Genomic DNA, 10,382 nt, shown 5'->3' on the forward strand with positions numbered 1-10,382 from the left:
GTCGGCGAGTGACGACAACGCCGCAGATGCGCGTGCCAGACCCCGCGTCTGCGGCGTGATCCAAACGACAGGCCCTAGGGGCATCCTGGTCCGGGCCCTCCTGATCGGCGGTGCCCGGCGGGCGCGCAACCGCCCCGACCGCCGGTACCGCCGGTCGGGGCGGCGCGTGCGTACGCGCACCGGGCCGGAGACCGGCATCACCGGTACCCGGCCCGCCGCCTGGCCGGCATCGCCCGTCGTCCGCTGCCGGCCAGGCGTCCCGGCCTCACTCCAGGTGTCGGCCGAAGAACCGGTCCCCGTCCTCCACCTCGAACCACGGGGTGCCGGCGTGCCCGCCCGGATTGGCGTGCAGCGTCTTCTCCCTGGTGCCGAAGGCGTCGAACAGGTCGAGGGCCCGCTGCCGGGGGTTGCCTTCGTCGTCCCACTGCAGCAGGAACAGCAGCGGAACGCCGACCTGCCGGGCCTCCTCGCGCTGGGCGCGGGGCACGTAACCCCCGGCGAAGAAGCAGGCGGCCGCGATGCGCGGCTCGACCACCGCCAGCCGAATACCGAGGGCGGCCCACCCGGAGTACCCGACCGGGCCGCCGATGCCGGGCAGCGAGAGGAGGGCGTCCAGGGTGACCTGCCATTCCGGGACCGCCTTTTCGACCAGCGGGCCGATGAAGGACTCGAAGATCCCGTCGACCGGCTCGCCGGCCCGCATCGCCCGGCGGAGGTCGGCGCGGGCCTGCTCGTCGGCGGCGGAACGGGGCCGGTCGCCGCACCCGGCGGCATCGATGGTGGCCACCGCGTAGCCGTGCGCCGCGGAGTACCGGGCCCGGGCCACCAGTCGCGGATCCCGCTTGGGCAGGCCGTTGTTGTGGGCCGTCAGGATCAGCGGGGCCGGTGCTGATCCAGGCGTCCACAGGGTGCCGGGGATCTCACCAAGCATGAATTCGCGTGCGAGGACGCCGTCTTCGAGGTGCTGTTCGGAAGTGAAGTGCACGGTCGTGCCTTTCGGGAGGGCGCGAAGCGGCGCTCCCGGACGACCTGCCGCCCGACCGTGACCCCGGAGGGGAGCACCCATGTCGATACTGCGTTCACGGGTACCACCTCCTCGATCTCTCGCACGGCCTTCGGGAAGGTAGCAGGGGCCGCCGGGGTCCGCCAACCGGTTTTCGCGGAGGCTCCATCGCGGGACGCCGGAGGCCGGACGCCGGCGAGCCACTCGCCTGAAGGCAGGTTTCCACGAGCCGCCGCAGTACGACGGGGCGGAGCCGTGACGACGCCCGCGGCGTCGGACAGGCGATACTTCAGCAGGCGCGGTACGCAGCGGAGCTTCTGCCGCCCGACGACAGAACCTCCCGCAGGAAGGCTGAACACGGTGACGACCGTCGCATACCAGGGTGAACCCGGATCCAACTCGGCGACCGCGGCGCACGCCCTCTACCCCGCGTGTGCCGAACTGCCCTGCACGGGCTTCGAACAGGCCCTGGACGCCGTGACCCTCGGTGACGCCGATGTCGCCGTGATCCCGGTGGACAACTCCGCGGCCGGACGCGTCGCCGACGTGCACCATCTGTTGCCGGAGTCGGGGCTGTACATCGTCGCCGAGTACTTCCTCGCCATCCGCTTCGACCTGATGGGCGTGCCCGGCGCCACCCTGGACCAGGTCGAGTGCGTCCGCAGCCACGTGCACGCCCTGGGCCAGTGCCGCAAGCTGCTGCGGGAGGGCGGCTGGCGCACCCTGGTGAGCGACGACACCGCCGGCGCGGCGCGCGAGGTGGCCGAACTGGGCGACCCGCGGCACGCGGCCCTCGCCCCGCCCGCCGCGGCCGGGCTGTACGGTCTCGACGTGCTGCGCGCCGAGGTCGAGGACGACCCGGACAACACCACGCGCTTCGTCGTCCTGTCCCGGGACCCGGCCTTCGCCACCGACCCGGGACAGCCGACCATGACGAGCGTGTTCTTCAGCGTGCGCAACATCCCGAGCGCGCTGTACAAGGCGCTCGGCGGATTCGCCAGCAGCGGGATCAACCTCACCAAGATCGAGAGCTACCAGATCGGTGCGGGACTCGGCGCCAGCCGCTTCTACGTGGAGATCGAGGGCCACCCCGACGAGGAGCGCCTCGCCCTGGCCCTGGACGAGCTGCGGTTCTTCTCCTCCGAGGTACGCGTCCTGGGGGTGTACCCCGCGCATCCGCACCGGACGACGGGCTGACCGCCCGGATGGCGGGTGACGTCCTCGGGGACCTGGCACAGTGACCTCGGGAGCCCGGGGAGGTCCGGACAGAACTGGGCAGCCAGCTGATGCCGCCGCTTCCGTCCGGTCGCCGGAAGACGGGAACAGCGCCGGGCCGCGAGCACGTTGCTCTGCTCCGGCGTGAGAAGGAGACAGAGACGATGACCCTTCGTCAGTTCGAGTACGCCCTGGCCGTGGCCGAGGCGGGCTCGGTGACGGCGGCGGCGGAGGCCCTGCACGTCGCTCAGCCCTCGGTGTCGCAGCAGATCCGCGGACTGGAGCGGGAACTCGGCGTGACGCTGTTCTCCCGCACACCGGCCGGGCTGGTGCCCACCGCGGTCGGCCGCGCCTTCCTGCGGGACGCGGAGGTCGCGGTGCGAGCGGCGCGACGGGCGAAGGCGACGGCGCGGGCCGGTGCCGACGAGCTGGAGGGCGAGCTGGTGGTCGCGGCGCAGATGGGACTGGGCACGCGACAGCTGCCGGGCGCGCTGAGCGCGTTGCGCCGCCGTTTCCCGCGGTTGGAGATCACCGTGTTCGAGGAGGCGAACCCCGCCGAGCTGGAGCGGCTGACACGCCGGGGCGTGGTGGACCTCGGCCTGATCGGCGGGCAGTGCGAGGAAGGCCTGTACGAGGGCCACCACCTCGGCGACGAGGAGTTCGTCGTCGTACTGAGTCCCGAGCACGCGCAGCTCGCCGCGGACCGGGTCGAGCTGCGCGACGTGGCACGGGAGCCGTGGATCAGGTTCGACCAGGGCAGCGCGCTCGACGGCGTACTGCGGGAGGTGCTGCGGGACAACGGGCTGGCCCCGGCCACGGTCGCCCGCGTCTCCCAGACGGCGACGGCGGTGCGCTGGGCCGCGCACGGGCTGGGCGTGACCCTCCTCCCGGCCTCCGCGGTGCCTCCCGGGTTCGAGCACCTCACGCGCCCCGTCCTCCCCGCCGTTTCCATGCCCACCGTCGCCGCGGTCCGGCCCGGCGCGGGTCCGGCGGAAATGGCCCTGCTCGAATTCCTGCGTCAGGAGTCCTGGTCCTACACCGGCTTTTCCGGCAACGGGCCAGGAACTGTTCACAACTGGGTGATGCCGCCGTCCACCACCAACTCGGTGCCCGTGGTGTAAGTGGCGTCGAAGGCCAGGAACGCCATCGCCCTGGCGACTTCTTCCGGAGTCCCGAGACGTCCCATGGGATTCTCCGCCACCCGTTCCGCCTTGAACTGATCGGCGGCCTCTTTGGTCATCGTGTTCTCCAGGATTCCCGTGTCGACCGGACCGGGGCTGATCGCGTTGACACGGATCTGGCGGGGGAGAAGCTCCCGGGAGAAGCTGCGGGCCATCGAGCGCAGCGCTGCCTTGCCGGCCGCGTAGACGCTGGTCTCCAGCATGCCCATGACGTTCGCGACCGAGGTGGTGAGGACCACGCCGGCGCCCGTGCTCAGCAGCGGGGCGAGCTTCTGCACGGTGAAGAAGGCCCCCTTGACGTTGATCGCGAACGATTCGTCGTACATCTCCTCGGTCGTCGACGCGAAAGGCATGGCGCTGGTGATGCCGGCGTTGACGAACAGCGCCTCCACCGTGCCGAGTTCGTCCCGGACGCGGGCGGCCAGAGCGTCCAGGTCGGGCAGTGAGGCCACGTCGCTCCGGACGGCCAGCGCGTTCTTGCCGAGGCGTTCCGCCGCGGCGTCGAGGGTGGTCCGGGACCGGCCGGTGATCACCACGCGTGCTCCGGCGTCCACCAGCAGCTTCGCCGTCGCGAAACCTATGCCGCTGCCGCCGCCCGTGATCACCACGTTCTTTCCGCTGTACTCGCTCATACCGGGAACTCGCCGCCGTCCACCGTGAGGTTCCGCCCGGTGAGCCAGCTCGACCGGTCCGACACGAGGAACAGCACCGCGTCGGCGATGTCGTCGGGACGGCCGTCGCGCCCCAGCGGAGGCGCGGTGCTGTCCTGCCCAGGCCCCTCCTCCACCAGCTTTCCCCACGCCTCCCGCGTCGCCTCGCCGCCCGGGGTGGCGGTCCTGCCGGGAGAGACCGCGTTGACCCGGACTCCGAACGGGGCCAGTTCCAGGGCCAGTCCCCGGCTGTAGTTCTGCAGCGCCGCCTTCGCCGCCGTGTAGTGCAGGAAGGGCGGGGCCGAGGTGGGTACGGCGGCCGAGGAGACGTGCACGACCGCGCCCGAACGCCGTTCACGCATCCCCGGGGTCAGCAACGAGTCCAGCCGTACCGACGCCAGGTAGTTCAGGTCCAGCTGGTCCTGCCACTCCTCGTCGGGAATGTCCCAGGCGTTCGGGAACGGCCGTGCTCCGCCCGCGTTGTCGACCAGGATGTCCACCCCGCCGAGCACCTCCTGCGCGGCCTCGGCGACCGCCTCGGCCCCGGCCCGTGTCCGCACGTCGGCCGCCACGAAGGCGGCGCCCTCCGGCACCGGGCTCGCCTCCGACCTGGCGGTCGTGAGCACCTCGGCACCCGCGTCCAGGAGCCGGCGCACTATGGCGGCGCCGATTCCACGCGAGCCGCCCGTGACCACGGCCCGCTTTCCCGCGAGCTCTCGTATGTCTGAGTTCTTCATGGCTGTGGTCATGCCATTCATCCTCTCGATTTCATATCGGTCCCACTCGGCTGAGAAACGGAATACGCGCATCGGTACTGATCCTGGATAACCGCGTTCGCATCTCGCCGCGTCGAGCTGTTTCACCGTAGATCCGGAATGGTTTGAGAGGCAAAGACGAAAAATGAGCGGAGGGTATAGGGGTTGCCTATGGGCGACCACATGTACGGCGGGGCGCACGGGAGCCTGAACGTGGCTTCGGCGGCCGGCACGCCGTCCACACCACCCGCCAGTTGTCGATGGCCGACGACCTTCCCGTGGCCGTGGTGATCGTCGACACCGAGGAACGCGTCCAGGCGTTCCTCCCGCGGCTGGAAGAGATGAACATCGAGGGCCTGATCCCCCTGGAGCCCGTCCGGGTCGTGCGGGCCGGCAGCGCACATCGGGCGGACAGGGTGACTGACTCGCCGCCCGCACAGCCTCCGCGCTGAGTGCGTGGCCGGCGTCCGGCTACTTTCCCTCGGTGGGCTCCGCCTGCGGGACGGAGTCCTGTCGTGCGAGCCGGTGCCAGAAGTCGAGCCGGTGTTCCCGGGCGTAGTCGACCGGCCCGACACGGTCCGGCGCCAGGGACTGGGTGTACGGCACGGCTCGGGCCGGATCGAACCGGGGCCACCGTGGAAGTCCCGGCCGGTTCGGATCGCCGGTGCGGGCGAACTGCGCCCACTGGTCGGTCATCGTGCCGGACAGACGCACCTGGGCCGGTGTGAAGTGCTTCTGCGTGCCTTCGTCCTCGAACACGTACGGGGTGTCGCCCGAGTGATAGGCACCGAAGTCGAAGTCCCCGGGGAAGGGGAGGTACATGGGGGCGTCCCGGTCGGCGAACTCGTAGGCGTACGTGGGTGTGTGACGCCCGAACGCGAGCGCCTGGGCGTAGGTGCCCCGGGCCCACATCCGGTCGGTCACCACGGTGGCCCAGGCCAGGGCGGGCGAGGGAAAGTCCCCGACCGGGTAGTACGCGCTCACCGTGTCCGCCCGGTCGCCGAACGCCGTGGCGAGCGCCCGCTCGTACTGGGCGGCGGTGAAGGGGGAGCCGACCGCGTCGTGGGCCATCCCGACGAACAGCCGGTGTTCGTCCCTGGTGGCCCCCGACATCACCGGGACACGAGGGAAACGGCCTTCCTTCAGAGCCTTCTCCGGCAGTTCCGGAAGCACCTCGGTGCCGTAGGCGAACGTCTGGAAGACGTTCATGATGTTCGGGACCGCCAGCAGTCTCTCCACCGGCAGCGCGCGCAGGCACCGCAGCGCACGCTCGGGGTCGCGCCCGGCGCAGCCCAGGGAGGAGGTCATCTCCACGCCGGCGTCGCGTACTTCCCGCTCCGTGCGCCAGGCGTAGTACGGGTACGCCGGTACCCCCTCACCCATCGCGCCGGCGGGCATGTCCATCATGCCCTCGCCGCTGGCCAGCACGGCGCGGTGGAACAGCCCCCGCGCCCCCGGCGAGGTGAGGTGCCCGCTGATGGCGCCCGCGCCGAACGACACCCCGGCCACGGTGACGTTGCCGGGATCGCCGCCGAACGCGGCGGCGTTGCGCCGGACCCAGCGCAGCGCCGCCTGCTGGTCCTGGAGGGCGAACGTCCCCGACCCCTCGAGCCCCGGATAACCGAAGCCGCCGAACACGCCCAGGCGGTAGTTGACCGTCACGACGACCAGGCCGCGGTCGGCGATCCGCCGCGCGTCGAAGAGGCTTCCCCCGCCCACCGAGCCGTCACCATGGATCCACACCAGGACGGGGGCGGGCCGCTCCGCGGCGGCCGGGGCCCGCGTGGTGACGTCGAGGACCAGACAGTCCTCCTCCACGCTCGACACGCCCGCGTAGGGGGCGGCGACCTGAGGGCAGAGCGGGCCGGGCCGCACGGCGTTCCGTACGCCCTTCCAGGGCCGTACCGGGCGCGGTGCGGCCCAGCGGTGAGCACCCTTGGGCGGTCCCGCGTAGGGAATGCCCCGGAAGAGAGCGTGGGTACCCGTCCGCAGGCCCCGGACGAGGCCGCTGTCGGTGCGCACCGTGGCGGCGGCGTCGGCGGACACCGCAGCGCGCGTGGGTTCCGGGGCCGGGGTGCCCACCAGGAGGAAGACCGCGCTCGCGAGGACCGCGATCACCGCCGTGCGTTTCGCTGCCATGGCCGCCGCCTGTCTCGCTTCGGGTCGCCGTGAGCACGGAGAAGACACGAGACATATGCGCCGTCACATGTCCAGAAACACATATAAGCCCTCGACACGGTGGAAGCGGCCGGTACGGGCAGTCGGGTGAAACTCGGCACGGCCCCGGCGCGGGGGAGGGGGGTGCGGAAGGGATTCCGTATGAGCGGTGGAGCGGGACAGGGAATCGACTGGACGGCGTACCAGCACGAGATCTTCCGGGACGGCCTGGCCGGGGCGCCGCCCCGACTGCCGACGGACCTGAACCGTCTGGAGGACCTGACCGCGAGGCGGCTCGGCGCCGGACCGGTGGGGACGGTGGTGGGAGCCGCGGGCGACGGGCGTACGGCGCGCGCCAACCGCGAGGCGTTCGACCAGTGGCGCATCGTGCCCAGGATGCTGCGTGACGTCCGCGTACGGGATCTGTCGGTCGAGGTGCTCGGCCGCCGGCTGCCCGTTCCGGTCGCGCTGGCGCCTGTCGGTGCCCTCGCGGTGGTCCATCCCGAGGCGGAGCGGGCCGCCGCCCGGGCCGCCGCGGCGCAGGGCGTCCCGTTCGTTCTCTCCTCGTCGTCGAGCACGCCGATGGAGGAGGTCGCGGAGGCGATGGGAGACGGCGAACGCTGGTTCCAGCTGTACTGGGCGAAGGACCGGGAGGTCACGAAGAGCTTCCTGGCACGCGCCCGGGCGTGCGGCTGCACGGCGCTGCTGGTCACGCTGGACACCTGGCTCCTGGGCTGGCGGCCGGCCGACCTGGACCAGGCGTACATGCCCTTCCTCCACGGGGTGGGGACGGCGAACTACTTCACCGACCCGGCGTTTCTCGCAGGGCTCGCCAGACCCGTCGAAGAGGATCCGCAAGCCGCCGTCACGCACTTCTTCCGCATGTCGGGGGACCCGGGCAAGACATGGGAGGACCTGGCGTTCCTGCGCGAGCACTGGAACGGACCCCTCGTGCTGAAGGGCATCCAGCACCCCGACGACGCGCGGCGGGCCGTGGACACCGGCATGGACGGCCTCGTGGTGTCCAACCACGGCGGTCGTCAGGTCAACGGCGCCGTCGGCTCCCTCGACGTGCTGCCCGCGATCGTGGAGGCCGCCGGGGCCCGTCTCGACGTACTGTTCGACAGTGGCGTCCGCACGGGGGACGACGTCCTCAAGGCGCTGGCGCTCGGCGCCCGCGCGGTACTCCTCGGCCGGCCGTACGTGTACGGGCTGGCCCTCGACGGCCGGCCAGGTGTGGAGCACGTCATCCGGACCCTCCTCGCGGAGTTCGAACTGACCCTCGCCCTGTCCGGCTTCACCAGCCCGGGGGAACTCGGTCCCCACTGCCTCCTGCGGGCACCGGGGGCGGGCCCGGCACCGTGGTCTCGGTGAGAACACCTGGGCGCATGGGGGTACGGGAAGCGTGAGACCCGGGACATGTCATCGTGTGTGACCCGGGACATGTCATCGTGTGTGACCCGGAACATGTCATCGTCTGACGCGGCTGCGCACGGCGAGGACGGCCAGTCCGAGCAGGGCCGGCTCGACGAGGCGGGCCGTCATCTCGACGTAAGTTCCGGTGGTGGTCAGGTCCTGTCCGGACGCCCGGAAGATCACCGAGTTGGCCACGGTCCGCGCGGATTTCTCGAACCGGGCGGTCGACAGGCGCTTCGTGTACGGCCCTTCCGGGTTGACGGGCGCCGGTTTCCTGGTCGTCAGGGTTACGCGGCGGCCGTCGGTGGTTCCCGCGCTGACCGGGTCCAGGTCGGTCTGCGGCAGCCCCCACAGCATCATCGCGAGCACGGTGGCCGTCATCGCCAGGACCAGCCAGCCCAGGGCGCGCATGGCGCGCAGGCCGTACCCGGAAAGTGCCCAGTACAGCCGCAGCAGTGTCCGCTCACCGCGGGACGCCGTGGTGTCGTGGCGGCGCATTTCCATCTCGCCGTAGTAGAAGTCGGCCGCGCCCGGCTCGTTCCGGCCGTCCTCGAGTGCCTTGCGGAGCTGCCGGTAGAGCGGTGCGAGGACGGCGGGTTCGTGCGGCTGGACGCCCGGTGGCGCGGGTGTCCAGCCGTCGCGGTACCGGGTCGCCCGCCAGTGGTGTTCCTCGGCGAGGGTCCGGCGGCGGATCCAGCGCGGTCCGCCGGGCGGTGACGACAGGACGCAGCGGCCTTCGAGCCGCAGTTGGTCCAGGTGGACCGTCTCGACGAAGAGACAGCCGCTCAGGTCGACGTCGGCCAGCACCAGGTGCGCGGCGTCCACGCCCTTGACCGAGGTGACACGGACCCGGTCGTCGGTGAGCCCCGGTTCCGTGATCACCTCGCCCTCCGGCGAGACGAACGGGCGACGACGGCCGACGACGGTCACCGGGAACTCCACCACGGCGTCGCTCAGGTCGACCTCGGCGTACCGCAGCCGCAGCGCGGCGGTGGACGCCCACCGTGTCCGCCGGCAGCGCACCTGCCGCGCGGCGGCCTCCAGCGTCACCGCGGCCTCGAACACGGCGTCGGAGAAGTCCGCCGTCCCCGGGCAGACCAGCGGGCCGATCCGCGCGGTACGCCGGAACACCGTCCGCCGGAAATCCACCCCGGCTTCCAGCCGGGCCTCGGAGAACGACAGGTCACCACCGATCGCGGCCCCGTCGAACGTGGCTTCCGCCGCGAAGTGGGCCTCGGCGAACGGCATGTCCCCGCCGATGTCCGCTCCGTCGAAGCAGGCCCTGCCCCGGTGGAAGTGCGTACCGTCGAAACAGGCCCGGCCGGCGATCCGGGTCCCCTCGAAGCCGGCACCGTCCTCGAAGACCGCGCCGTCGAAGGAGGCCTCCCCGTCGATGACCGCGCCGTCGAAGGAGGCGACGCCGCACACCCGGACCCCCGAGAAGTAGGCGTCCGCGCACGTCATGCCCTTGAACACCGCACTGCGGCCGACCCGGTGGACACAGAACCGCAAGGTGCCGGTGATCCGCGTCCCGTAGAACCAGGCGTCACCGCCCACTTCGGTGTCGTCCAGCCACACATCTCCCGCGACCTGTGCCGCACCGAGGCGGAGATCACCCCCGGTGCGTACCTCACGGACGTACAGGCCCCCGCCGAACACGGCCGACGCGAAGGAGCAGAAGCCGCCGAAGTCGATCCCCTCGAGCTCCGCGTCTCCGGTGAACCGGACCTCGTCGAACGCTGCCTCACCCACCCGTGCCCGCCGGCTCGCCGGATCCCTGAGCGGTGCGAGGAGTTCGTCGAGCAGGCTCTGGGTGAAGGGTGTGCCCCGGTGGTCGAGGTCGGCGCCGGGGGCCAGCGAGGCCAGGTGGGCGGCCCGTTCGGCGCTGCCCAGGTGCGCCAGGCAGGCACGGTACGAGCCCACTGTGCGCCCGCGGCAGCGTTCCCCGGCGTCGAGGTGTCCGCACCGCGGCCACGCGGGGGCGTCGGTTCCGGTCATCCCCGCC

Annotated in this window: 8 protein-coding genes and 1 pseudogene; 4 read left to right on the forward strand and 5 right to left on the reverse strand. The window is 71.8% G+C overall.

Going from position 1 to position 10,382, the window contains the following annotated elements; translation table 11 throughout:
* Positions 1-265: 265 nt before the first annotated feature.
* Positions 266-985, reverse strand: coding sequence for a dienelactone hydrolase family protein (locus J7I94_RS17905; protein WP_215168129.1), 720 nt, complete (start codon positions 983-985; stop codon positions 266-268).
* Between the two features lie 378 nt (positions 986-1,363).
* Between J7I94_RS17905 and J7I94_RS17910 the strand changes: the two genes are divergently transcribed.
* Together J7I94_RS17910 and J7I94_RS17915 are read left to right on the forward strand one after the other, a co-directional pair.
* Positions 1,364-2,200: a prephenate dehydratase gene (locus J7I94_RS17910; protein ID WP_215168130.1), complete on the forward strand. Its 837-nt coding sequence runs from the start codon at positions 1,364-1,366 to the stop codon at positions 2,198-2,200.
* 182 nt (positions 2,201-2,382) lie between these two features.
* Positions 2,383-3,339 carry a LysR family transcriptional regulator gene (locus J7I94_RS17915; RefSeq protein WP_215168131.1) on the forward strand — a complete coding sequence of 319 codons (957 nt, stop codon included), beginning with the start codon at positions 2,383-2,385 and terminating at the stop codon, positions 3,337-3,339.
* On the opposite strand, the gene J7I94_RS17920 is transcribed toward J7I94_RS17915, so the two are convergent.
* Positions 3,288-4,031, reverse strand: coding sequence for an SDR family oxidoreductase (locus J7I94_RS17920; RefSeq protein WP_215168132.1), 744 nt, complete (start codon positions 4,029-4,031; stop codon positions 3,288-3,290). The genes J7I94_RS17915 and J7I94_RS17920 overlap by 52 nt on opposite strands.
* Positions 4,028-4,798, reverse strand: a complete 771-nt coding sequence (locus tag J7I94_RS17925) for an oxidoreductase (RefSeq protein WP_215168133.1) — start codon at positions 4,796-4,798, stop codon at positions 4,028-4,030. The genes J7I94_RS17920 and J7I94_RS17925 overlap by 4 nt, the downstream gene beginning before the upstream one ends.
* 221 nt (positions 4,799-5,019) lie before the next feature.
* On the opposite strand from J7I94_RS17925, the pseudogene J7I94_RS17930 reads away from it, so the two are divergent.
* A pseudogene (locus tag J7I94_RS17930) lies at positions 5,020-5,256 on the forward strand (DUF190 domain-containing protein); the annotation flags it as partial.
* Positions 5,257-5,275: 19 nt separating this feature from the next.
* Here J7I94_RS17930 and J7I94_RS17935 read toward each other — a convergent pair.
* Positions 5,276-6,943, reverse strand: a complete 1,668-nt coding sequence (locus J7I94_RS17935) for a carboxylesterase/lipase family protein (protein ID WP_215168135.1) — start codon at positions 6,941-6,943, stop codon at positions 5,276-5,278.
* A gap of 180 nt (positions 6,944-7,123) precedes the next feature.
* Here J7I94_RS17935 and J7I94_RS17940 point away from each other — a divergent pair, with 180 nt between their 5' ends.
* Complete coding sequence (locus J7I94_RS17940) at positions 7,124-8,335, forward strand: lactate 2-monooxygenase (protein ID WP_215168136.1); 1,212 nt, start codon at positions 7,124-7,126, stop codon at positions 8,333-8,335.
* Between the two features lie 96 nt (positions 8,336-8,431).
* Here the strand turns inward: J7I94_RS17940 and J7I94_RS17945 are convergent, their stop codons facing one another.
* The gene (locus tag J7I94_RS17945) at positions 8,432-10,375 is read right to left on the reverse strand and encodes a pentapeptide repeat-containing protein (protein ID WP_215168137.1); all 1,944 of its coding nucleotides are present in this window, start codon (positions 10,373-10,375) and stop codon (positions 8,432-8,434) included.
* Between the last annotated feature and the right edge of the window lie 7 nt (positions 10,376-10,382).

Source organism: Streptomyces sp. ISL-12 (assembly GCF_018614415.1).
Taxonomy (GTDB): domain Bacteria; phylum Actinomycetota; class Actinomycetes; order Streptomycetales; family Streptomycetaceae; genus Streptomyces.

Excerpts from the sequence above, each read along its gene's own strand:
- J7I94_RS17925 (WP_215168133.1), bottom strand. The coding sequence starts at position 4,798 with ATGACCACAGCCATGAAGAACTCAGACATACGAGAGCTCGCGGGAAAG.
- J7I94_RS17945 (WP_215168137.1), bottom strand. The coding sequence starts at position 10,375 with ATGACCGGAACCGACGCCCCCGCGTGGCCGCGGTGCGGACACCTCGAC.
- J7I94_RS17935 (WP_215168135.1), bottom strand. The coding sequence starts at position 6,943 with ATGGCAGCGAAACGCACGGCGGTGATCGCGGTCCTCGCGAGCGCGGTC.
- J7I94_RS17940 (WP_215168136.1), top strand. The coding sequence starts at position 7,124 with ATGAGCGGTGGAGCGGGACAGGGAATCGACTGGACGGCGTACCAGCAC.
- J7I94_RS17920 (WP_215168132.1), bottom strand. The coding sequence starts at position 4,031 with ATGAGCGAGTACAGCGGAAAGAACGTGGTGATCACGGGCGGCGGCAGC.
- J7I94_RS17915 (WP_215168131.1), top strand. The coding sequence starts at position 2,383 with ATGACCCTTCGTCAGTTCGAGTACGCCCTGGCCGTGGCCGAGGCGGGC.